This window comes from Bifidobacterium apri, assembly GCF_009299485.1.
Lineage (GTDB): Bacteria > Actinomycetota > Actinomycetes > Actinomycetales > Bifidobacteriaceae > Bifidobacterium > Bifidobacterium apri.
Window position 1 is genome coordinate 1 of record NZ_WBSO01000003.1, and the last position, 24,802, is coordinate 24,802.

At 60.2% G+C, this 24,802-nt stretch carries 17 protein-coding genes and 2 rRNA genes; 16 read left to right on the forward strand and 3 right to left on the reverse strand.

The window, feature by feature from the left end:
• The 6 genes from DSM100238_RS02655 to DSM100238_RS02680 all read left to right on the forward strand — a co-directional run.
• Positions 1-237, forward strand: a 23S ribosomal RNA gene (locus tag DSM100238_RS02655); the annotation flags it as partial.
• A 171-nt stretch (positions 238-408) separates the two neighbouring features.
• Positions 409-525: ribosomal RNA gene (rrf, locus tag DSM100238_RS02660) — 5S ribosomal RNA — on the forward strand.
• 468 nt (positions 526-993) lie between these two features.
• A complete protein-coding gene (locus DSM100238_RS02665; RefSeq protein WP_152355207.1) occupies positions 994-1,650 on the forward strand; it encodes a 5' nucleotidase, NT5C type in 657 nt (218 codons plus the stop codon).
• Positions 1,651-1,735: 85 nt separating this feature from the next.
• On the forward strand, positions 1,736-4,264 hold the full coding sequence (locus DSM100238_RS02670) for a glycoside hydrolase family 31 protein (RefSeq protein WP_240812320.1): 2,529 nt from the start codon (positions 1,736-1,738) through the stop codon (positions 4,262-4,264).
• 245 nt (positions 4,265-4,509) lie between these two features.
• Entirely contained in the window at positions 4,510-5,832 is a 1,323-nt protein-coding gene (locus DSM100238_RS02675; RefSeq protein ID WP_167511016.1) for an MATE family efflux transporter, read from the forward strand.
• 81 nt (positions 5,833-5,913) lie between these two features.
• On the forward strand, positions 5,914-6,732 hold the full coding sequence (locus tag DSM100238_RS02680) for a fumarylacetoacetate hydrolase family protein (protein ID WP_152355210.1): 819 nt from the start codon (positions 5,914-5,916) through the stop codon (positions 6,730-6,732).
• A gap of 191 nt (positions 6,733-6,923) precedes the next feature.
• On the opposite strand, the gene DSM100238_RS02685 is transcribed toward DSM100238_RS02680, so the two are convergent.
• Positions 6,924-7,316: a VOC family protein gene (locus tag DSM100238_RS02685; RefSeq protein ID WP_152355211.1), complete on the reverse strand. Its 393-nt coding sequence runs from the start codon at positions 7,314-7,316 to the stop codon at positions 6,924-6,926.
• Between the two features lie 296 nt (positions 7,317-7,612).
• Between DSM100238_RS02685 and DSM100238_RS02690 the strand changes: the two genes are divergently transcribed.
• Complete coding sequence (locus DSM100238_RS02690) at positions 7,613-7,819, forward strand: hypothetical protein (RefSeq protein WP_015451113.1); 207 nt, start codon at positions 7,613-7,615, stop codon at positions 7,817-7,819.
• Between the two features lie 10 nt (positions 7,820-7,829).
• Here the strand turns inward: DSM100238_RS02690 and rlmH are convergent, their stop codons facing one another.
• Entirely contained in the window at positions 7,830-8,309 is a 480-nt protein-coding gene (gene rlmH / locus DSM100238_RS02695; protein WP_152355212.1) for a 23S rRNA (pseudouridine(1915)-N(3))-methyltransferase RlmH, read from the reverse strand.
• A 230-nt stretch (positions 8,310-8,539) separates the two neighbouring features.
• Between rlmH and clpB the strand changes: the two genes are divergently transcribed.
• Positions 8,540-11,227 (forward strand): ATP-dependent chaperone ClpB, encoded by a 2,688-nt coding sequence (clpB, locus tag DSM100238_RS02700; RefSeq protein ID WP_152355213.1) that lies wholly within the window; start codon positions 8,540-8,542, stop codon positions 11,225-11,227.
• A gap of 196 nt (positions 11,228-11,423) precedes the next feature.
• Here the strand turns inward: clpB and DSM100238_RS02705 are convergent, their stop codons facing one another.
• Positions 11,424-14,003 (reverse strand): HAD-IC family P-type ATPase, encoded by a 2,580-nt coding sequence (locus DSM100238_RS02705; RefSeq protein WP_152355214.1) that lies wholly within the window; start codon positions 14,001-14,003, stop codon positions 11,424-11,426.
• 231 nt (positions 14,004-14,234) lie between these two features.
• Here DSM100238_RS02705 and DSM100238_RS02710 point away from each other — a divergent pair, with 231 nt between their 5' ends.
• The 8 genes from DSM100238_RS02710 to gatC all read left to right on the forward strand — a co-directional run bounded on the left by DSM100238_RS02710 (position 14,235) and on the right by gatC (position 24,802).
• Positions 14,235-14,513 (forward strand): metal-sensitive transcriptional regulator, encoded by a 279-nt coding sequence (locus DSM100238_RS02710; protein WP_152355215.1) that lies wholly within the window; start codon positions 14,235-14,237, stop codon positions 14,511-14,513.
• A gap of 87 nt (positions 14,514-14,600) precedes the next feature.
• Positions 14,601-15,947, forward strand: coding sequence for a DNA recombination protein RmuC (locus tag DSM100238_RS02715; protein WP_152355216.1), 1,347 nt, complete (start codon positions 14,601-14,603; stop codon positions 15,945-15,947).
• A 475-nt stretch (positions 15,948-16,422) separates the two neighbouring features.
• Positions 16,423-17,127: a type I phosphoribosyltransferase gene (locus DSM100238_RS02720; protein WP_152355217.1), complete on the forward strand. Its 705-nt coding sequence runs from the start codon at positions 16,423-16,425 to the stop codon at positions 17,125-17,127.
• 65 nt (positions 17,128-17,192) lie between these two features.
• Positions 17,193-18,074 (forward strand): TrmH family RNA methyltransferase, encoded by an 882-nt coding sequence (locus DSM100238_RS02725; protein WP_152355218.1) that lies wholly within the window; start codon positions 17,193-17,195, stop codon positions 18,072-18,074.
• Positions 18,075-18,084: 10 nt separating this feature from the next.
• Complete coding sequence (locus DSM100238_RS02730) at positions 18,085-19,143, forward strand: class C sortase (RefSeq protein WP_240812310.1); 1,059 nt, start codon at positions 18,085-18,087, stop codon at positions 19,141-19,143.
• Positions 19,144-19,517: 374 nt separating this feature from the next.
• Positions 19,518-22,490, forward strand: coding sequence for a Spy0128 family protein (locus DSM100238_RS02735; RefSeq protein WP_167511000.1), 2,973 nt, complete (start codon positions 19,518-19,520; stop codon positions 22,488-22,490).
• 14 nt (positions 22,491-22,504) lie between these two features.
• Entirely contained in the window at positions 22,505-24,268 is a 1,764-nt protein-coding gene (locus DSM100238_RS02740; RefSeq protein WP_152355220.1) for a SpaA isopeptide-forming pilin-related protein, read from the forward strand.
• Between the two features lie 240 nt (positions 24,269-24,508).
• On the forward strand, positions 24,509-24,802 hold the full coding sequence (gene gatC, locus DSM100238_RS02745) for an Asp-tRNA(Asn)/Glu-tRNA(Gln) amidotransferase subunit GatC (RefSeq protein ID WP_015451102.1): 294 nt from the start codon (positions 24,509-24,511) through the stop codon (positions 24,800-24,802).

Below are 24,802 nucleotides of genomic sequence, written 5' to 3' on the forward strand. Positions count from 1 at the left end.
GGTGGACGAACCTCTGGTATGCCGGTCGTCACGCCAGTGGCGCGGCCGGTTGGCTACGTTCGGGAGGGATAACCGCTGAAAGCATCTAAGCGGGAAGCCTGCTCCGAGATCAGGATTCCGTGACCCCCTTTCGGGGGGTCTGGAGACTCCATGCAGAACACGTGGTTGATAGGCCGGACGTGGAAGCCCCGCAAGGGGTGGAGCCGACCGGTACTAACAGTCGAACGGCAACACACACACCACCCCACAGGGTGGGCAGGAACAAACAAACAAGCATTCAACTCGGATGACGGGGAGACACCCCGCGCATCACACATCGATCCCTCAGACGCGTCCACTATCCGGTCCCCGAACCACCACAATCCCCCGGGAACACCCCACAGGGCCCCGGGATGATAATCACAGATTTGCGGCGGCCTTGGCCCAGGGGAGACGCCCGGCTCCATTCCGAACCCGGAAGCTAAGACCTGGCACGGCGATGGTACTGCATCCGGAAGGATGTGGGAGAGTAGCACGCCGCCGCACCAACACCTACGAGGGGGAGGGACGCCACACGGCATCCCTCCCCCTCATCTTTTACTCCCAAAACACACACAACCCGCGACCCACACGCACACGCGCGCACACCACACATGCACGTCGCGTTTGGACGGCAGGCTTCAGAACACCCACCCACAACACACGCACACGCGCGCACCCTGCATCTACTCTTTTCCTTGCGGGCGCCACATACGGTATTGACTGTTCATGCACCTTGGCATGACCATCTGACCAGCATCCAACCTTACTGCGTGGAATTTCAACACCAGCGTCCGCTCTTCCCATCTGGATTCATCTTTTCGCCATCCTCTATACCGTTCATAGCCATATTGAGAGTTCCATCTCGCATCCCACTTCTTGAACCTCAAATCTCAAATCATCGTTTCCAGCGTGTCGACTGCATATGATGAGAGGTATATGTTGACGGGTCACGGCTCAGCTGAGGAGAATGCTATGGTTCCGGCGAAGTATGAATCACCATATGCGGGTGTCGGTCACCCGGGTACAGATGTGTATCGTGTGATGGATCTCGATCTTGATGGCGTCTGTGCGGATTACACGGAAGCCATGCGTCAGTGGCTTGTTCATGCGGGCCGTATGGCTGCTGATACGTATCCTGACATGCGGCATTACGAAATGACATCAGCAACCGGCTGGCCGTTCCAATCGGTCGAAGAGTACAAACAGGCTCACCGAGAGGCGGAGGCGAATCACCTCTATGCAACGATGCCCGTCATTCAAGGTGCACCCGAAGCCTTGCGGCGACTCGCTGATGAGCACGTATACATCAGAGTCGTTACCCATCGTTTGTTCGTCTCCGGACAGCATCAGATCGTCGTGTCAGATACGGCCAAATGGCTTGACGACAACCACATCCCTTACATGTCCTTATGCTTCACCGGTCTCAAAGACACCATGCACGCGACCATCCACATTGATGACTCGCCTGCAAATATTCTTGCACTTCGTCAAGCCGGTGAGCATGTCGTCGTGTTCGACCAGCCGTACAACCGGCAGCTGGACGGTCCACGTCTGTCCGCATGGGACGAAACCAGCGTTCCCAAGCTGATGGCATGGATGGATCAGTGGTGCGATGATAGCGGCAAGTGAGAGGGGCAGCATGACAGAAGCATCAGTCAACGTTAACGGCCAAGACAACGTCTTCGTGGCATATGTGCGTTCCACGCGTCCGATGATGCGCGCGGCGTCGGTTGTGCAAGGAGACCATTGGCGCATCGGAATCCTGACCGAATCATTGGTTCGTTTCGAATGGTCAGATTCCGGCGAATTCGAGGACAATCCCACGCAGATGGTTGTCAGCCGTGATTTCGGCACAGCACCGCGATTCACAGTGACACATCGCAACGGATTGCTCATCATCGACACCCCGGACCTGTACATCACATATGACGGCAAACCGTTCAGCAAAGAGGGGTTGAGCGTGGTCGTCAAAGGCGTGGCCGACACCCAGTTCAACACCTGGCATTACGGGGACGAACCGAAACATAATCTCAAAGGCACCGCGCGCACGCTTGACGAGGCAGATGGCGAGATCGCGCTGGGAGATGGGGTTATTTCGCGAGACGGTTGGGCGGTAATCGATGATTCCGCGGCGAATGTGATCGTACTGACGGATGAGGTGAACGGCAAGCCGAATCCTCTCGGCGCATGGATCACGCCTCGAGACCATCAGGAAACTGACGTGTACTTCTTCGGCTATGGTCGACGCTACACCGAGGCAGTGCAGGACTTCTACCGACTTGCCGGGCCGACGCCGCTGCTGCCGCGTTTCGCGCTCGGCAACTGGTGGAGCCGCTATTACCGGTATACCCAAGACGAATATCTCAAGCTCATGGACCGGTTCAAACGCGAAGACATTCCGTTCACCACATCGGTGATCGACATGGACTGGCATCGTGTCGACGACATCGACCCGGAGTACGGTTCCGGCTGGACCGGATATTCGTGGAACAGACAACTGTTCCCCGACCACAAGGCGTTGCTGCGCGATCTGCACCAGCGTGGGCTCAAAGTCACGTTGAATGTGCATCCTCGAGACGGTGTGCGCGCGTTTGAAGATGATTACCGGCAAGTGGCCGAACGGGTCGGCATTGATCCCACAACCGAAGAAGCGGTGGAATTCGACCTGACGAATCCTGATTTCATCAGCGCATATCTTGCCATGCATCATCGCTTGGAGTCCGAAGGCGTTGATTTTTGGTGGCTCGACTGGCAGCAAGGCGGTGCGACCCGTCAGCCCGGACTCGACCCGTTGTGGGCGCTGAACCACGTGCACTATCTGGATTCAGGCCGTGACCATGGCTGGCCGTTGACCTTCTCACGTTATGCGGGTCCGGGATCGCACCGGTATCCGGTCGGATTCTCCGGAGATACCGTCGTGACGTGGAAATCGTTGCAATTCCAACCGTATTTCACCGCGACGGCATCGAATATCGGCTACGGATGGTGGAGCCACGATATCGGCGGACATATGTGCGGGTATCGAAATGAGCATCTGGAAGCGCGCTGGTATCAGCTTGGCGCGTTCAGCCCGATCAATCGTCTGCATTCCAGCAACTCGCAGTTCATGGGCAAAGAGCCCTGGAATTTCTCCGCTGAAGTACGGCATGCCATGGTGGACGCTCTGCGGTTGCGCCACATGATGTTGCCGTACCTGTACACCATGAACTACCGGGCGGCATTCGAAGGCATGCCGCTTGTCGAGCCGATGTATTGGGCTGACCCGAATAATCCGCAGGCATATGAAGTCCCGGATGAATTCCGTTTCGGCACGCAGCTGGTGGTGGCGCCGATCGTCACGGATGATGACGATTCCGCCCGCCTCGGTCGCACCGAAGCATGGTTGCCGCAAGGCGAATGGTATGACTTCTTCGATGGTCGTCGCTACGGTTCCTCGAACCTGTCCGGGCGACGGTTGGAGGTCTGGCGTGCCATCGATCGCATTCCTGTGTTCGCCCGAGCCGGAGGCATCGTGCCGTTGCAGGAGCTCGGCGATGGCGATGACGTCAACAACCTGGACAATCCGCAATCCCTGCGAGTGCTGGTGTTCCCCGGCGCGGACGGTCGTTTCACGATGATTGAGGATGATGGAGTCTTCGTGCCGTCTGCGCTGCCTGTGCCGTCTGCACAATCCGCACCAGTCGGCGAATCAGGGAGCCACACTGCGACTACGCGCATGGCGTTCAACTGGAACGACACCAGCGGGATGGCCTCGGGCGATGGCTGCAGTTCGCTGTTCACTATCGCCCCGGTTGAGGGCAAGGCAGACGCGGTGCCATTGCGACGCGACTGGACGATTGTGTTCCGCGGCGTCGCCGACGTCAATCCTGCCGACATCAGCGTCAACATCGACGATACCGTCTGCGACCGGGTGGGAGTCTCCTATGATACTGAGACGTTGAGCCTGTCGATCACCGTGCCTCAGGTGCCGTCTTCTGCGGGTGTGACCATGGCGATCAAGGGAGGGCTGCGCATCGCGGACAGCCCGATCGAGTCCGATGCGCTCAAGGTGCTCATGCACGCTCAGATGCCGTATGGTTCCAAGGAACACGCCATGCAGGCGATATATGAGCAGGGCGTGCGTGCGATCGGCGCTTTGCGCACCTTCACAACGGCACCCGCCTTTGGTGGCGGATTATTCGCGGCGAACGGGATGCCTGACGCGGTGATCGGCGCGTTGACGGAAATTCTCTTGCGGGACTGAACCGTAGGGGATTGGCGTGGTTTGGATTCGTCGGCGGCGGTGACACCGGACGTGTGCAAACCGTTCGTCTTCCGATACCACCCACGGTTAGGATGAATCGAGTGACAGGGAATTCATCAGATCATGGGCGCGGGCAGCGTATGTCGTCGTCCCCGGCGGCTCCGGGCGCGGTATCTGATGCCGCGCCGGGGTCCGCAGGCGACGCCGCACCACGCCATGCGAGCGCTGACGCACAATACCGCCGTATGACAGGCGCCCCGGTTCGCGGCCTGATCCTCGCGTTGTGCCTCCCGGCGGTCATCTCAAACTTGGTCACCACCGCATACAATCTCGCTGACACGTATTTCATCGGTCGTCTGGGCACTTCGCAGTCCGGCGCAATCGGCATCGCTTACTCGGTGATGACGGTATTCCAAGCGTTCGGCTTCTTCTTCGGCAATGGTTCCGGCAATTCCATGAGCCGGGAACTGGGCAAACGCAATAACGAGCGTGCCGCGCGACTGCTTGCGGTCGGCTTCTGCGGAGCGGTGTTGGGCGGATGCGTGCTCGCCGTCATCGGGCTGGTCACCTTGCCTCGTCTGGTGGTCGCGCTCGGCTCGACGCCGACCATCGCACCGTATGCCATCGCATATCTCACGCCGATTCTTCTCGCGGCTCCCATGGTGTGCGGATCGTTCGCGCTCAACGGTCTGCTGCGCTACCAAGGATTGTCCCTATACGGCATGATCGGTCTGGTCACCGGCGCATTGTTGAATTTTCTGGTCGCTCCGTTCTTGATTTTTGTTGTCAGGCTCGGCATTACCGGCGCGGGCATCGCCACCGCGATATGCCAGACCATCAGTTTCATCCTGCTGGTCACGTTCGCCGTCCGTCGCGGTGTCGTCACACTTGACGTGCGCAACAGCCGGCCGGATATGCTGCTCGTGCGTGAGATTATCGGCGGCGGCATGCCGTCGTTGCTGAGACAAGGTGCCGGTTCGCTTGCGACCACATGCGTGAATCTCGCTGCCAACCCCTTTGGCGATGCGGTTATCGCCGCCATGGCGATTGTGATGCGCGTCATGCTTGCCATCAATTCCATCATTGTCGGTCTGGGGCAAGGTTTCCAACCGGTGTGCGGATACAATTTCGGGGCCGGGCTGTACCGGCGTGTCAAGGACGGCTACTGGTTCTGCGTGCGTCTGTCAACCATCGCGCTGATGGTCATCGCGGTGCTCGCCGCGGTGTTTGCCCCCGATATCATCGCCCTGTTCCGATCCGATCCGCAGGTGGTCGCCGTCGGCACCGTAGCGTTGCGTATCCAATGCTGCACGGTGCCTCTCAACGGATTCGCGATGATGTCCAATATGATGCAGCAGACCATGGGCAGGACGGTCATCGCCTCCTTTGTGGCGGTCTGCAGGCTTGGATTGTTCCTCGCTCCGGCGGTGCTGATCCTTGCGCATCTTTTCGGTGTGCCGGGTGTGCAAGCCGCGCAATCGGTTTCCGACATCATCTCCTTCATCGTGACTGTGCCGTTGCAGGCCTGGATTCTGCGTTCGCTCGGCAAACCGCGTACTACCGTGTGACCGTGCCTGTCAGCCGAGCTTGTCGTCGTATGCGCGCCCGGCGTAACGGTTGTGGCAATGGCGGCTTGTATCATGTGGGATATGAGAATCGCACGTTTCACCAAAGACGACAAGACCCCGCAATACGCCTTCGTACAGAAGGATGAGCAGGACGGCAAAGATTATCTCGTGGTGCTCAGCGGCTACCCATTCGGCGCCCAGCCGGTGGAACCGACCGGCGAGCGTTTTCCGCTCGACACGGACGGCTTGCGTCTGCTCGCCCCGGTGATCCCCTCAAAGATCTACGGTTTGGCGAAGAACTATGAGGCGCACGCCCAGTTCATGCATGAGGCGGGGCATAGTGACATCGCGCACGCGCCGGAGGATATGGTGATTTTCTCCAAGCCGAGCACCTCGGTTATCGGCCCTGACGATCCGATTGTCATTCCGCCATTCTCTCATGACATGAATTTCGAGCCGGAAGTCGCGGTTATTATGGGCCGAATCGCGAAGAATGTGCCTGTCGAAAAGGCGATGGATTATGTGCTTGGTTTCACATGCGTCAACGATGTGACCCTGCGCGATCTGCAAGGCGCCGACCCGATGTGGACACGCGCGAAAGGTTTTGATACCGCTTGCCCGCTCGGCCCGTGGATCCAGACCGACCTGGACTGGAAAGACGCGAAGATCTCGTTCACGCTCAACGGCAAGGATGTACCCGAAGCCAGTGGTACGACCGCGAAGCTGATTCATGGCATTCCGGAGCAGATCGCGGCGATTTCAAGTTTCTCCACGCTGCTGCCGGGCGACGTGATCATGACGGGCACGCCGAACGCGTCCGGCAGCCTCAAGCCGGGTGATGAGCCGATTGTCCATGTGGAGGGCATCGGCAGCCTGCGTAATGTTGTGGTGCAGGGCTGACTGTTTGGCCGGCGGGTTGCTTAATGGGCAGCCGACATTGGAATGAACCTCGTCTGAACTTGCCACTTAACTTCCCACTTACTTGCCAGCTTGTCAGCAAGTGGGAAGTTAAGTGGCAAGTTCAGTTTGGCAACCGGTATCCCGGTGTATCCCGGCGCATTGCGCTGGTACTTGCCGGAAATATGGCGGAATCACACGGTGAGTTCGATCTGGTTGCCTTCGAGGGCGATGACGCAGCTTTCGTAATAGCCGTCGCCCGTGGTCCGCGGGCCGCTGATGACCTCGTAGCCGTCGGCCTTGAGGCGCGCGGTGAGCTCGTCCACGGCCTGCGCGCTGCCAAGGCTGAAGGCGACGTGCGCGTAGCCGGTGCGCGCGAAGGGCTTCGGGCGGTCCTCCATGCCGGGGCGCGTCATGATCTCGAGGCGGGTGCCGCTGCCCTCGAAGCTCAGGAAGTACGAGCGGAAGTCGGTGACCGGGTTGTGGTAGAGCCTGTTCGGCGTGGCGCCGAGGTAGGTGACGAAGAAGCCCCTCGCGGCCTCCAGGTCGTTGACGTACAGGGCGATGTGGTTGATGATGGGGGTCATGGCTCTTTCCTTCTGATGCGGTCTGGTGTGTGGCTGTGATCCGCGTCGACGGCGGTTGGTCCATGCGCTCGAGCGGTTGACGGTGCGGGGCGCGGGTGCCGTGTGTCCCAGTATATTCGATTGGCTGGCCAGCCTTGCCGTGCCCGAACCGACGCTGTGGTAGATTGGTGGTGTTCAGATGATTGGGTCATCCGGCCGGATCGTAAAGACCGTTTCACGTGACTGCGGCGTCACCGCCATCGTGAACCAACCGTAGTGAACCGGCGCAGCCGTGAACTCAACAAAGGGAGTATCTGATGAGCAAGAAGAAGACCACTGTGTCTGCGACCGTCGCCATGGATTTGTTGAACATATGCGTCCTGCTGTGCACGCAGGGCATTCTTCTGCAGTCGGGCAACTGGGTGTATTCGGCGATTTTGTGCGTGCTCATGCTGGTTGAGCTCGGCGTCATGGGATTCCACTTTGCCAAGAGCCGCGAGGCGGGCAAGGAGAAGCAGGACTAGGCCGCGCGCCTTACTTATGGTACGGCTCGTGCGCATTGATCTTGAACGCGCGGTAGACCTGCTCGAGCAGGATCACGCGCATGAGCTGATGCGGGAAAGTCATGGGCGAGAAGCTCAGCTTCCAGTCCGCGCGCTTGAGGATGGCGGGGTCGAGCCCCAGCGACCCGCCGATGATGAACTGGATGTGGCTCACCCCGTGCACCGTGAGGTCTTCGAGCTTGGCTGCGAACCGTTCCGAGCCGAGCATCTGCCCATCAATCGCAAGGGCGATCACATACGCGCCGTCCTTGATATGTTTCGCGATGCGCTCGCCCTCCTTGCGCTTGATGAGCTCGTCGGTGCCGGGCGTCGCGTGTTCGGGCGTTTTCTCGTCTGCCACTTCGTAGATGTTCAGCCTGCAGAAGCGCGACAGGCGTTTTGAATATTCGTCGATTGCGTCGCGCAGATAGCGTTCCTTGATACGTCCGGGGGCGATGATGTCGATATTCATGGGGTGTGTTCCTTCCGTCAACCAGTGCCATCGTAGCGGCGGCGGGTTCCAACACAGCGTTGTGGTCTCGCGCAGGCGGTGTGTCCGCGCTCATCATCAAGAACGTTCAAAACTTGAGTGGAGTTGACTCAAGTTTGGAATAATCGGTGATGAAATCGGTTGAATACAGCAGACACAGACAACGAAGCGCCCACGGGTGAAGCCGCCCGGCAGGCGCGAATGGAGGAACCATGCAAGCACAATTCACCAATATGGCCCAGGAAGCCATCAGTGACGCCGTGCAGAGCGCGTCCGCCGCAGGTAACGCGCAAGTCGAGACGCTGCACCTGCTCGACGCGCTGCTACGCCAGCAAAACGGCGTCGTACCAAGCCTGATCAAGACGGCAGGGGGAGATATCAAAGCCATCGGCACCGCTGTACGCAACGGGTTGGTCAATCTGCCGAGCGCCAGCGGCTCAAGCACCACACAGGCGCAGGCGAGCCGTCAACTTGAAGCGGTGTTCGTCCAGGCCGAACAAGAGATGAAGCAGCTCAAGGATGACTTTATCTCCACCGAACACCTGCTCATCGCCATCGCCGCGAGCAAACCGAACAAGTCCGCGGACATCCTCGAAGCCAACGGAGTGACCGCGGAATCCCTGCGCAAAGCGTTGCCGCAGATTCGAGGTGGCGCCCACGTGACCAGCGCGGACGCGGAAGGCAATTACAAGGCGCTCGAAAAGTATTCGACCGACCTGACCGCCGCCGCGAAGGAAGGCAAGCTCGACCCGGTGATCGGCCGTGATCAGGAAATCCGCCGTGTCATCCAGATCCTGTCCCGCCGCACCAAGAACAACCCGGTGCTGATCGGTGAGCCGGGCGTCGGCAAAACCGCCGTCGTCGAAGGGCTCGCCCAACGCATCGTCGCCGGGGACGTGCCGAGCACGCTGCGCAACAAGAAGCTCATCAGCCTGGACTTGGGATCCATGGTCGCCGGGTCGAAATACCGCGGCGAATTCGAGGAACGCCTCAAGGCAGTACTCAATGAAATCAAGAACGCGAACGGGCAGATCATCACCTTCATCGACGAGATTCACACCATCGTCGGTGCGGGTGCCGCCGAAGGCTCGATGGATGCGGGCAACATGCTCAAGCCGATGCTTGCGCGTGGCGAACTGCGGCTGATCGGCGCCACCACGCTTGACGAATACCGGGAGAACATCGAAAAGGATCCGGCGCTTGAACGCCGCTTCCAGCAGGTGTTCGTCGGCGAGCCGAGCGTCGAAGACACCATCGCGATCCTGCGTGGCATCGCACCCAAGTATGAGGCCCATCACAAGGTGACCATCGGCGATGACGCGCTCGTCGCCGCGGCGCAGCTGTCGAACCGCTATATTTCTGGTCGCCAGCTGCCGGATAAGGCCATCGATTTGGTCGATGAGGCGGCGGCGCACCTGCGCATGGAACTCGACTCCTCGCCTGAGGAAATCGATGAGCTCAAGCGTCAGGTCGATCGGCTCAAGATGGAACGCGCCTATCTGCTGGGCAACCCGAAGAACGAGAAAGCCGAGCAGAAGAAGGCTGACGCGCTCGACGAGAAGTCGCGTGAACGTCTTGCGGATCTCGACAAGGAACTCGCCGACAAGACGGAGAAGCTCAACGGTCTCAACGCCCGCTGGAATATGGAGAAAAGCGGTCACAACAAGGTCGGTGACCTGCGCAAGAAGCTCGACGAGCTGCAAGTGGAAGCCGAACGGTGCGAACGCGACGGCGACTACGCGAAAGCCTCTGAAATCAGGTACGGCGAAATCCCGCACATCCAGAAGGAAATCGCCGCCGCCGAGCAGGAGGAACGTGACGCCAAGGAAACCGGTGCCGAGGAAACCCCGATGGTGCCGGACAAGGTCGACGCGGATTCCATCGCGCAAATCGTGTCCGAATGGACCGGCATTCCTGTCGGCCGCCTGATGCAAGGCGAAAACGAGAAGCTCCTGCATATGGAGGAGTATCTCGGCAAGCGTGTCATCGGCCAGAAGGACGCCATTCGCGCGGTTTCCGACGCGGTGCGCCGCTCGCGCGCCGGTATCTCCGACCCGAACCGTCCGACCGGATCGTTCCTGTTCCTGGGACCCACCGGCGTGGGCAAGACCGAACTCGCCAAGGCGCTCGCCGACTTCCTGTTCGATGACGAGAAGGCCATGGTCCGCATCGATATGAGCGAGTACATGGAGAAAGCTTCCGTGTCCCGCCTGATCGGTGCCGCTCCGGGGTACGTCGGGTATGAGGAAGGCGGTCAGCTGACTGAGGCTGTGCGTCGGCGTCCGTACTCGGTGGTGCTGTTCGACGAGGTCGAGAAGGCCAATCCGGAAGTCTTCGATCTGCTGTTGCAGGTGTTGGACGACGGACGCCTGACTGACGGTCAAGGCAGGACCGTGGACTTCAAGAACACGATTCTGATCATGACATCGAACCTTGGATCGCAGTTCCTCGTGCAGCCTGATTTGGATGAGGAAGCCAAGCAGAAGGCTGTGATGGATGCCGTGCACGCACACTTCAAGCCGGAATTCATCAACCGCCTTGACGAGCTGGTCATCTTCCACCCGTTGACTCGTCAGGAGCTCGGCAGCATCGTCGATTTGCAGGTGCGTCAGGTGGCCGCGCGGCTTACCGAACGCCGGATTTCGCTGCAGGTCACGGATGCGGCTCGCGATTGGCTCGCCAACACCGGGTACGATCCGGCGTACGGTGCTCGTCCGCTGCGCAGGCTCGTCCAGACCGAGGTTGGCGATCAGCTGGCGCGTCTGCTGCTTGCCGGCAAGGTGCATGACGGTGACACGGTGCTTGTTGACCAGACCGGTGGCGAACACCTCGAACTCACTGACATGCCTGAGGATCCGCTGTCCGGCGTGACTGTCGAAGGCGTCGAGGAAGACAAGTGACGCAAGCTTGAATGCCGGCTGCGGCACCTGTTGCATGATATGCGAACGGCCGGCGCCCAAACCTTAATATGGCTTGGGCGCCGGCCGTTCGCATATTGCACCGCGGTTTGCGGTACTTTGCCAAGCCCTGCTTCTGCCGACGCTGAGCACGCACTCCGCGCACGAACCCGGCATCGGCGGAAGCAGAGGGAATCAGTTACTTCTCGAGGAACAGTTCAGGCGCTTTGCTGAAGTTCGTGGCGCAATGCTCGCCGCAGAAGTAGTAGGTCGTGCCGTTGTAGGTGCGGGTGATCGCCTGATCGTTCACGGCGACGCTCATGCCGCACACCGGGTCGGTCGCGGTCTTGCCGTCGGCGGGGTTCGCTTCGGCCATCTGTCCCATATGATGCATGTCCATGGTGTTCTCCTTGTCGTTGGGGTGGGTGGTGCTGTGACCGGCGGGCGCCGGTTGGTTCAGCGTCGTGTGCTCATCGATGATGATGGTGGGTTCGGCGGTTGGTGCGGGAGCGTCGGCAGGCCCGGCAGCCAGGTCATCGCTGATATGGGCGTGACGCAGCCGGTTGGCGTTGAGTACCAGGCACACGCTGGACAGGGCCATCGCAAGTCCCGCGACCATCGGGCTGAGCAGCCATCCGGTGAACGGGTAGAGTACGCCTGCCGCAATCGGGATGCCGATGATGTTGTAACCGAACGCCCACGCATAATTCTCGCGGATATTGCGCATGGTCGCGTTCGACAGGTTGATGAGTTTCAACACGCCGCGTACATCACCGCTCATCAGAGTGACGTCCGCCGATTGCATGGCGACATCCGTGCCGGTGCCGATCGCTATGCCGAGATCAGCCTGCGCCAAGGCGGGAGCGTCGTTGATACCGTCGCCGACCATCGCGATCAGCTCACCATGACGCCCGTCGGTGTCGCGTTGCGCTTGCAGGCGTTCGATCCAGTATGCCTTGCCGTCCGGCCGCACTTGTGCGATAACCGTATCGATGCCGACCTGTTTGGCGATATTGTCGGCGACTTCGGCTTTGTCGCCGCTGAGCATGATGGTGCGTACGCCGGCTTTCCGCAATGCCGCGACCGCTTGCTGCGAACCGGGCTTGACGGTGTCTGACGTGTAGGAGGGATGATCCGGATCAGCACCCGCATCAACGGTTCCGCGCGTGATGGTGCCGGTTTTGTCGAACACTACAGTTCTGATATTGCGTGCCTGCTCGAGTGCTTTCGCCGACGTGACCAGTACGCCGTTCGTGGCGCCCAATCCGGTCGCTGCGGTCACAGACAACGGGGTCGCCAGTCCCAAGGCGCATGGGCAGGCGATGATCAGTACGCTGACCGCTGCGATCAAGGCGTGGGCGAGCCGCGGTTGCGGGCCGAACGATACCCAGATTGCGAAGGTCCAGATGGCGATGATGATGACCGCCGGCACGAACACCCGCGCGATGCGATCGGCGAGCTGCTGGACCGGTGCCTTCGTAGCTTGGGCGCGGGCGACCATTGCGATGATCTGCGCCAGAACACTGTCCCCGCCCACTTGGCTGACGCGGATGACGGCCTCGCCTTTGAGCGCGATGGTCGCGCCGGTCACGGTGTCGCCGGCGTCGCTGTGGACTGATGCGGATTCGCCGGTGATCATCGATTCGTCGATATCCAGCATGCCGGCGACGACCACGCCGTCAGCGGGAATGCGCTCGCCCGCCTTGACGACCATCAAGTCGCCGACGTTGAGATCGTCGATGCCGACGGTGGTTTGATTGTCGGGATGATGCCATGCATGCTCGCCTTGGTCGAGGATTGCCGGGCTGATGGTCTGGGCGTTGCGGGGGCGCAGTTTGATCAATGATTGGACGGCTTCGCCGGTGCCTTCGCGGGCTTTGCTTTCCAGTAGACGCCCGACGAGCACGAGGGTGATCACCACGCCGACCGATTCGAAATACGGTTCGCGTGACCCAGCCGGGAGCACCGGGCCTGCCACGCAAACGACCAGGCTGTAGAGGTATGCGGCGGCGGAGCCTAACGACACGAGTGAATTCATGTCGGGGGAGCGGTGGATGAGCGCCGGCCATCCGACCTTGTGGATGGGGGCGCCGCAGTAGAACATGACCGGGGTGATGAGCACCGCTTGGAGCCAAGGATTGATCAGCCAGGCAGGCATGGAGACATGGCCGGCCATATGGAGCATGGACACGATGAATATCGGCAGAGTGAGTGCGGTGCCGATGATGACCAGACGGCCAAGCTGACGGATTTCCTTGCGCCGCTCGTCAGCCTCCTTGCGCTCGCTGTCCAGTGCCTCCTGGGCGTTCGCGGTGGGTTTGACGGATGCGGATGATGCTTCTCGATGGTGCTGGCGTGTCTTACTGCGGCTGCTGTTGCCATCTTCGTCGGTCTCGTCATCTTCGACGTGAAGCATGCCGTGGACCATGTTCATGCCGCACGCGAATGGGTAGTCGCCGGGTGCGAGCGCCGGCAGCTGTACGTCGGTGTGCGCGTTGCCGGGCAGCATGGCGTCGAGACCGAGGTCGGAGAAAACGACATGCGAGGTGCATTCGCCGGTTTCCTGACGGTCGAAATGCAAGGTGATCGGCACGCCGGGCTTCATGGTGATCAGGGACGGCTCGTACCCGCCTTTGACGATGATATCGGCGCTTTGCATGCCTTGTTCCTGCTTGGCCGCGGTGCCCTGCTGTTTGGCAAAGAAGAACCGCAGCGTCAGCCAGGTCAATATGATGGCGAGCACGGCCGCGATGACTGCGGTGAACAGGTCGAATCCCATACGTCTCCTCCTTGGTTGTTCTCATCGTCGCAGTCGGTGATGACCATACTGTGCGGATGGTGGTGGTTTTCCGTCGGCGCGGCGCGTTTGCCGGGCGTGCCGTTCGGTGTTTTCCGGTCGGCGGTATGATGCACACACGACGTATACCCCATGGGGGTATACTGTTCCAGAGTATTCCGCCCTGGGGATAACGGCATCCGGAACCTATGGCATCGATGGAAGGCGGCAACAATGAACGGTTATGCGGCAGATAAGGGCAATGTCCAGACGAGGATGCGCCGGATCGAAGGACAGGTCAGGGCGATCGGTCGCATGATCGACGATGACCGGTACTGCATCGACGTGTTGACGCAGATAGCTGCTGTCGAATCGGCACTCAAGTCGGTCGCGATGGTGCTGCTCGACGACCATCTCGACCATTGCGTGCGTCAGGCGGTTGAGCAGGGCGGGCAGGTGGCCGACGACAAGCTTGACGAGGTGTCTCAGGCGGTGTCGCGACTGGTCCGGTGAGGCTGGGCGCGTCGTTGTGCGACCGTGTGCCGATGGATTCATATGACGTGTCGGATTGAGTCCATGCGTTGCTGTTGAATAGAACATATGTTCGAACATGTAGTTGAGGCATTGATATTGATGATCGTCGTCGCGATTCTGGGGGTCGTGGCGGGCTTTGTGCTGGGCAGGAGCAAAGGGCAGCGGGACGCCCGGGGTGCGAACCAGCAGGAGTTGGAAAGCGCTCGCGGCGAGGCGGAATCGGCGCGTGTGCATATTGGCGAACTCACTGCGCAAACGGCGCAATTCCGTGCACAGGTTGACGGGCTGCAAGAACAGCTGCAATTCGTGAAATTCCAGCTGTCCCAAGCCCAACAGGCTGAACAGATCCGCATCCAGCATGAGCGCGAGAGAGCCCAAGCCGAGGAGGAACGTAAGCGGCAGGAGCAGGCGAAGTCTCTGGCCGAACAAAGCAAAGTGTTGTCCGCTCTCGCTCCTGTGCAGAAGAACCTTGACGCCCTGCAGCGGAAGGTGGCGGATATTGAAGAAGGCCGCAAGCGTGAGATGGGCGCGCTGGGCGAGCAGCTCAAAGGGCTGGGGGACCAGCAGGCGCGGCTCGACAAGGAAACCAGTTCGTTGTCTGCGGCATTGCGTGACAACAAAGTCCGAGGCGCCTGGGGTGAGGCGCAGCTGCGTAATATCGTGGAATCCGCGGGTCTGCTCGAACATGTTGATTTCGACACGCAGGTTGTGGTCAAGACTGAGGGCGATGCCACGCAGCGTCCGGATATGGTGATTCATCTGCCGGGGAACAAGAGCATCCCAATCGACGCGAAAGTCCCGTATGCGGATTATCAACGGGCTTGTGCCATCCCCGACACCGCATCCCCCGAAGAACTCGCCCGGCGAGACCAGCTGCTGCGCGCTCACGCGAAAGCGTTGCGTGAACACGTCAAAACCTTGGGAAACAAAGCGTATTGGAATGCGTTCGACACCGCGCCGGATTTCGTCATCGCGTTCATTCCGAATGAATCACTGCTCCAGGCTGCCTTGCAAGCGGATCCGACCTTGCTTGATGACGCATTCGCGCAAAAAGTCGCATTGACGTCTCCGGTCACCTTGTGGGCGGTGCTCAAGTCGGTCGCCTACGCATGGCAGCAGCAAAGCCTGACCGACGACGCCAAGGAGTTGTTCGACTTGTCACGAGAACTCTATGAGCGTTTCTCGACACTCGGGGACAGGGCCAACAAGCTCGGAGCAGCCATTACCAGAACGGTCAGCGCATACAACCAGTTCGCGTCTTCGCTGGAGTCCCGTGTCTTGGTCACCGCACGCAAACTGCAGAAAATCGACCAGAACAAGATCATCGACACGGTTACCGCCATCGAACCAGAGAAAGCAGACGTCCGCGAGCTGACCGCCCCCGAAGTGCAATCCGACACCTCCGAACGCTAGCCGTCTATCCTGCCAGCCCATCGCCCCGCCCCTCCAGCCCTTCGGCCGACCATCTCCCCTTCACAAACTGTCTACGCTAACAGGGCTTCTAGCGTAGACAGTTTGTGTGGAGAGTGTTCCCGGGGTGGTTGTTGGCGGCTGTCCGGCGGCTGTCCGGCAGTCGTATGGCGGCCATACGGCGGCTGTCTTCCTTTCGCAAACTGTCTACGCTAACGGGGCTTCTAGTGTAGACAGTTTGTGCGGGGGAGTGTTCCCGGGGTGGTTGTTTGTGGCTGTCCGGTGGCCGTCCGGCGGTCATACGGCGGACATCTCCCCTTCACAAACTGTCTACGCTAACGGGGCTTCTAGTGTAGACAGTTTGTGTGGAGTGTTCCCGTGGTGGTTTTGGGTGGCTGTTTGTGGCTGTCCGGCGGCCGTATGGCGGCCATCCGGTGTCAAGCCGGTGGTCGTACGGAAGCGTAGGTAGAGTAGCAGTATGACTGAGAACAGCGAGCATCAGACGTTCAGACGCACCGGATCCACAGACCACCGCACTGCCGCTGCACAGAGCGCCGGCAACACCAACGAGCAGGACGCGACGGCATTCGCCATGCTTGAACCACGCGAACAACTGCGGCAGGTCCTCGCCCAAGCGATCAAAGGCAAACCGTTCAACGAACTGTACTCAGTGGCGTTCGACCATCGCACGGCGGCGACGGTCGGCCACGTGCTCCTCGACGCCCTCGAAGAACAAGGCTACGGTGTCGATGATTTCGATGCGGTCGGTGCACTCACCGCGGCGGCGGTCCCGCTGGTGTCCGCGGTTATCCTTGCAGCCGCCTCGCGCGGCGAAGATCTCGACGGCTTCGTCATGGATTTCGTCTACCCGTCGGTCAAAGGGCCGTCCATCGCCGGTAAACGGGTGATTCTGCTCGACGCCTGGCTGTCCGAGAAATCCTACGTGCAAACTTCCTCATTGGTCACATTGCGCAACGGCAACGAATTAAGCCTTGATTTCAGCATCGTGGAACATGAGGGCGCGCAGGTTCTCGCCGTCGCCTCGCTGATCGGCGGGGTAGGGGATGCCGACCATGTCGCCGGAGAGCGCCAGCAGATCGAGGTCATCAATCCCGTCACCGCGGAACACGCTGCCCTGCCGCTGATCCAAGTGTTCGATGAACGGGAGCTGAACGCCGCATAAGACCCTGACCGTCGCAAAAGATCAGGACGTCAACGACAGCAGAATAACAGCAAGGCAGGCAACAGGTGCACGAACCAAGCGAATACACCAAGCAAGTGCAGGCATCGGGGGAACCGCAGTTCCGCGACATCGGTGTCGGTCCCTGGGCGCAAGAGCATCCGGGCGAGCCGCGTCCGGATATCCCGGGATCGGCGAACTACGACCCGCGCTATGACACCGACCTGCTCGACCAAGGTGACCGCCGCAACGTCTTGGACCGCTACCGGTACTGGACCGTGGAAGCGATCAGAACGGATCTTGATATGCACAGCCGGTACCCGTTCGAAATCGCCGTCGAAAACTGGACCCACGACTTCAATATCGGATCGGCAGTCCGCAGCGCCAACGCCTTCGGGGCAGCTCGCGTCCACATCGTCGGCCCCCACAAGTGGAATCGCAAAGGCGCGTTGATGACCGAACTGTACCAGCATGTGGACTATCATCCGTCCATCGCTGATCTCGCAACGTCCTGGAGATACCGTATTGCCGGTGAAATCGCCGCGGAACAAGCCCGTATCAATGCCCGCGAGAACCGCGCGGCGCTCGCGCACAGACCACTCACAGCCGGCGAACAACGTTCGCAAGAGCATTCGGCCCGTCGGCTCGAAACCCTCGCCGCGGCCAAAATCATCGCACTTGATATCGTTCCCGGCGCCGTCCCGATCGAACGCTACCGGTTCCCGGAACGCTGTCTGCTGTTGTTCGGCGCGGAGGGGCCCGGCCTGTCCCAGGCGGCGCTCGACCGAGCGGACGATGTCGTGTATATTTCCCAGTTCGGTTCGGTCCGCTCAATCAATGCCGGCGCCGCAGCGGCCGTCGCCATGCACAGCTGGGTCGCCCAGCATGCGGTGATCGATGGGCCGGGCGCAGCGTCGGAAAGCGGCTCATCGGCGACGGTCCATCGCTAAACCTTGACGAATGATGATGCAGCACGATACTTCCGCGCCAACCGCCGTCCCGTGGGATGGCGCTTTCGATGTCCGTGCCGCGGCGGCGTTGATGGAATCGCGCCAGCGCGCCGAGCGCCGGTACACTCGGGCGACCGTAGCTGCGTTCATCTTGTTCACGATGGCGTTCGCGGTGCTGTTCACACCGTTCGTCTTACAACAACGGGAGTCGATGAAGCAATCCAGCGTTGCCGATGCCGCGTCCTCCCACGTCATGGGATGGCCATCCGGCAAGGCGGAGCGTATGTTCGCCCAAGCGCGGGCATACAACCGACGGTTGGCGGCAAGCGGCCAACCGGTGATCGGGGAAGCGTCCGACCCATTCAACTCGTCGGACACAACGTCACAAGGGTCGTCCCGAACATCCAACCGATCTTCCTCATCGCACGAGGCTTGGCTTCGCGACGAGGAGTATCTTTCCTTGCTCAATGTCGGGCATGGCGTCATCGGTTCGATCCAGATCCCCAAAATCTCCGTGAATCTGCCGATCTACCACGGTACGTCCGATGCGGTGCTGGACGATGGCGTCGGCCACTTGTACGGCACCAGCCTGCCGGTCGGCGGTGCCGGAACCCACAGCGTGCTCACCGCCCACCGTGGGCTGTCCAACAAAACGCTGTTCACTCGGCTTGATGAATTGCAGGTAGGCGATCCCTTCTACATCAAAGTCATGAACGAGACTCTCGGTTACCGCGTGATCAGCATCACGACGATTGAACCGACGCAGATCAAGGATCTGACCATCCGCACAGGTGAAGACTTGGTGACACTGATGACCTGCACACCTTACGGCATCAACACGCATCGTTTGCTTGTGACCGGCAAGCGCGCGAATATTCCCAAAAGCATTCCCGAGCCTGCAGACGCGACGCAGGACATCAAACGGGCGAATCTCACCGCGCTCGCCGTCGCCGTGATGACACTGGTGTATGGGCTGCTGGCTTTGCGTTTTCGGCCGAGAGTTTATCCGGTACGGCATCGTCAACAGACTGCGACCGGTACGGCGCCTGCCGGGCATTCCGACCGATAGCGCGGCACCGCGCCGCCGTCTGGCGAGTGTGGTCCGCCGTCCGGGTCGCCGAACCGGCTGCGCCCGCACCGGCATGTCGTGCAGCCTGTCGTACTTGGCCCCGTCGGACGCGTACACCTTGTCGTACGCCATGCCCTGATTCCTTGCGAATCCACGGTGTAGCGCTGTTCGCTGGAACCCGCGCATCTGCTGTGTGCGTAGGAGGCATATCCGGGGGTATCCATGTGATTGATGAGTTGGCATCGTTCGTTTATGTGGCGTTCGCTTGGCGGACTGTTGATACAGGTATAATGAAGATTGTAAGAAGACATTGCGCTCTCCCAACGAGGGGGGAACGCTGGGGTGGAAACGGGTCCGGTGAAGGAGCGGACGATATGATCGGCATTGAACGGTACAGGCAACGCAAGCGCAGCGCGGCAAGCATGGAGCGGGCCGCGTGCTCGACCTTGCGTGCTGCCGTCGCTGCCGTTGCCGCGTGGGCTATCGCCATCGCCGTCGTTTGCACCGCAGGTCTGCTCAATGCCGACGGATCCGCCCAAGCCGCCGCCCTGACCGCCATCGACCCGTCGAACACCATAGAGCCCGCGGGCAGTCAATTGGATTTGTTCAACTACCGTTTCACCAGTTCCTTCAGCACAGGGTTCGACTATCAGACGGGCTACGCCAATTCCGGTATCAACAGGAACCATGCGCTGAAATTCAGCGACGGCGAGCAGCAGACCATGCAATCCTTCAACCGACGCACATCCGACGGCGCCTTGACCCAGGGGATCGTACAGTCGAAGCTTGGCAGCGACGGTGCACCTGCTTTGTCGTCTGCTGTCACGGGCAGCAGCGAATCGCTGGGGTACCTGTTCAACACCGACTACTCCACCAACAAATATGCGTATTCCAGTGTCGGCGGCCTGTTCCAGATGGATTCGACCGGCAGATACTCATACGACAGCAGCAAGAATTTCGCATCGCTGATCGCCGACGACAGCACATTCGACCCGAACAAGGATGCCGACGGCGGCAATCAGGTCTCCCTGTACACAGCACCTTGCACGGATTCTGTATACGGCGGCCAGTTCCTGCCGTTCAATGCCGAAAGCGCATTGCCGTCCTCATCGTCGGGCGGATGCACGGTCGACATTCACACCAAAGGTGCGAACACCAAGCAGAAAATCCGCCATTGGTTCGGCATGCATCTCAATATCGACTTCACCCAGCCCGACCATGGCACCGTATTGTCTGCCGACGGCATCTACCGTCCGATGACCTTCACGTTCTCCGGCAACGATGACGTGTGGGTGTTCTTCGACGGCCATCTGGTCGGCGATTTGGGCGGTATCCATACCGCGGCAGGCACAACCATTGATTTCTCTTCCGGCAAGGTGGAAGTCACGGCGAGGATCGGAACGCCGAATGCACAGACCGTGTCATCGACCATCAGCAGTATGGTCGGCTTGACGGCACCCGAATATGACAGCAATGGCCTGATGACGAACCGGAACAACGCATGGGATGCCGAACAGACGGACACCTTCGCGGCAGGCAGCCGGCACACGTTGGATTTGTTCTATCTCAACCGCGGCGGCAGGGAATCAAGCCTGAAACTGTCCTCGAACATCATGTCTTCGAGCAGACAGTTCGTGGCGCATAAAACCCTGAAACGAGGATCGTCTGACACGATTCAGCCGTTGCATGCCGGAGAGTTCACCTTCCGCCTGACCGGCTGGTACGGCAATTGGGACGCGGAATCCGGCACGACCATCGACGCATCCGCACCCTTGATGCCGACGACCGGTTTCGAGAACGCGAACCCCACCACCGTCACGTGCGACAGCGCTGCCGGAACGTGCGCCGCCAACCAGACCAACACCATCGACGGCATGGTGATTTTCGGTGATGCACAGTTCGACGCGGCGGCCGTCCACCGCACGTACCGCTACAGCATTCAGGAATTGCCGGTTTTCGACGGCAAGACCGTCGAAGACGATGACAGTGCAACGCCCGGATTCCAGCACGATGGCATCACGTATGATCTGGACACGCGGTATTTCACGGCGAGTGTGGATTATCGCGACTATAACTCACAGGATTTGACGCTGCGGATCGTCATGTGCGACAAGACATGGAAACCGCTCGAACAGCAAAGCGGCGCCATCAATATCGTCAACTATTCCAGTCCGTCGGTCACCTCAACGCCATTATCTGCTCGTCTCATCCTTGATAACCGCAAATGGCGCACCGGGGACCGTTTCCTGTTTTCCATCAACGGTTCCGGCACCACAACCGTTGACGGACAGACCTACCAAGTCGAAGCTCCGTTGCCGTCGAATGCGGTCCGGGCGGCGGACGGTGTCGGTCGCTTCTCCATCGGTACAGGCGGCACCGGCGACATCGAACCGTGCACGGCCGCGATGAACGGCACGCAGAACTTCTGCGACTTTACATTCGGCAGCATCGCGTTCAGCACGCCGGGCACATACACGTATACCGTCGCCCAGGCGTGGGAGAACGGCGTCAGCGTGCCGGAAAGCGGTGTGACAAGCGCCAACGGCATCACCTATTCAGATGCCGCGTATACCGTCACGTACCAGGTCAGCGAAACCAGTGCGGGCACCTTGGAGGTGTCTGCCCCCGCCATCACCGTCGCTCCCGGGGCCAGCGGCGATGCAGCCGCAGACGACCGGCTCGTATGGACCAACCGGTATGTCCCGACTCTGTCCGGTGATACGGCGATCGGTGTGAAATCTACGATTGTTGGCCGGCCATGGCAGTCGTCTGATACCTTCACCTACACGTTGACCGCACTGGATGGCGCGCCGTTGCCTGCAGGCACGCCTGCGGGAGCGACATCCGCCACCATCACCATCGACAATGCAAGCCGAAGCCATCAGGCCGTGTTCCCCGACATCGCCTTCCCGGCCGCAGGGGAATACCACTATACGCTGACGCAAAACGATGCAGGCATGCATACGGGTCTGCTCCATTCCGCCGCTGTATTCCACGTGACGGTCACTGTCGCCGACGACGGGGATGGCACATTGCAGGCGACGATGAAACTTTCACGCACCACCGATGACGAGGGGGATGCGATCGCACAAGATGAACAGGAGATATCAGGCACTGTCGCCGACTTCTCCAACCGGTTCCTGCGCGTCGCCGCCCTTCCGGCCGCCGGTGGGCGTGGACAGGCGCAGATGGCGGGTGCTGTCATGCGCGTGGCGGCGGCGCTTGCCGGCGGCGCTGTCATGGTCTGCGCAGTATCCGCGATACGCCGAAGACGCTCGCGCACCGATAGGCCGCCCGGCGATCCGGACGGATTATCGGAATCGTTGTACGAGAGAGACCACCACTAGGGAAAGGAAATATCATGTTCAGCATGAAACGACTGCTGTCCGCCACCGCTGCGGCAGCCATCGCTGTAGCCGGATTGGCCATCGGCGCCGCGCCTGCAAACGCGCAGGGCACGGTAGCCACGGATGAGGCGCAGTTCATGTTCACGGCGAGCGCGAAGAACCGTCTCGACGGGCACAAGCTCGAATATGTGAAAATCGGCGATTACATCCAATACGGCACCACCCAAGGCGGTACCGCGTATGGTGTGCGCGTCAATTCGGCATTGATGACCAAATCGCCGAATCTCATCACCGCGGCGTTGAACGACGCCTTGAAGGATTCCACGATTACGCAGCAGGTTCCCTCCGATGTGGACGATCCGCTCGCCTGGGCGTTGTCGAAGGGGATGCTCGACCGTGAAGGCGACGCCCCATGGGATGGCGTCACCCGCCAGTTCGCCACGTACCTGGTCAATCACATGAGCGATCTGCCCACTGCGGGAACCGCGACGTTGATGAACGCCACCGCACAAGGGTCATCGAATTCGTACGGCGCATACGTCAAGTTGCCGGCAGGCATCTATCTGTTCCGCGATGTGACCAGCCCCGTGGTCGAAGATTCCAGCAACGCGGTCCCCATGATCATCGCCTCGGGCACGATTGACAGCAATCATCATCTGACGAATATCACATCCGAAGCGCTCATTGAAATGAAGAACTACTCCACCGAGATGTCCTTCGGCGTGACTAGTGATACGAAGATTGACAGTACTGGTCGTACCGCGTCACGTGGCGAAACGCTCACCTACACGATGAACGGCTACGTGCCCAAGACCGATGAAGTCACCGACAACAACCTCGACTATGTCAACACCCCGCAGAAGGGTCTGAAGGTCGACCTGTCCAGCATCAAAGTCACCATCGTCGACAAAGACGGCAAGGCTGTAACCGCGGATGACGGCTCCGCGCTGATTTCGGCATCGGATTACCGTGTGCTGCCTTCAGACGGCCCGAATGTCACCACCGAGGGCGGCAAGAAATGGTTCACCGCCGACGGCACGGGCGACTCTTCCACCGGCATGACCGGTCACACCATCACCGTGCGGTTCACCAAAGATACGCTCGCCAAGTGGCAGAACTACATCGGCAGCGGGTATTCCATGCAGGTGTCGTACGATGCCTTGGTCACCGACGATGCCGGCAGCCAGGTGGACAACGAGTTCTATATGAGCACGCTGCCCGACAAGAAGAATTATGCGCATAGCGTGCTCGCCACGCTGACCTTCAAGAAGGTCGATGCCGCCGGTAAACCGCTTGCAGGCGCACGGTTCAAGATCGAATCCGCCGATCCGGACCAGTTGGTGCTGCCTTCCGGCTACGTCAACGCGAACACGAACCGTGACGCTTCATGCGGCAATGATGAGGCGATTTCCAATGCCGATGGCTGGGTGACCTTCGACGGTCTGGCCCAGAACCCGGATGTGGCCTACAAGATCACCGAGGTGTCCGCCCCGAGCGGGTATATCACCTTGGGGTTGAGCTTCACCGTCACCATCAGCAATCAGGGCGAGAAGGTCGTGTTCGGCGACTCTGTGGCATCTGACCCGTATGGTCTGGTCACCGCGACTGCCGTGGACACCAATGGCAGCAATTCGCTGACTGTCGAGAATGTGCACAGCATCGCGCAGCTGCCGCTCACCGGTGGCGCCGGCATCGCCTTCATGATCGTCATCGCGGCGCTGCTCGGCACCGCGGGCGTCATCGTGGTTGTGCGTTCGCGCCGAAACACGACGGTGTGATTGTGCGGTGTGATGGCACGTTGTGATTGTGCGTTGTGATCGCATGCCGGTGTACCCGACTGCAGATTGAACGTCCGCACAGCGCAGCGCCACTCAGGGCCTTGTGCCAGAACCAGCGTATGGTTTCGGCACAAGGCCCTTGACGTATAGGACGAGTGGCGTCTCGCAGCTGATTCAGCGAGGGTTTCCTGCATCGCCGCATGCGCCGGTACGTCACACTCGGCTCATATAGTGGAGTGCATGGCAACATTCACACGTGAAGAAATCGAGCATCTGGCCGACTTGGCCAGAATCGCCCTGACGGATGAGGAAATCACCCGCATGCAGAGCGAACTCAACGCTGTCGCCGACGCGATTGACGAAGTCCAGAAAGTGGCGACGGACGATGTCCAGCCGACCGCCAACCCGGTCCCGCTCGAGGCGTACCTGCGCCCCGATGTCGCAGTGACCCCGCTGACGCAGGAGGAGGCGCTCGCCGGCGCCCCCGCGACTGATCAAGGCATGTTCGTTGCCCCGCAGATCCTGGGAGAGTGA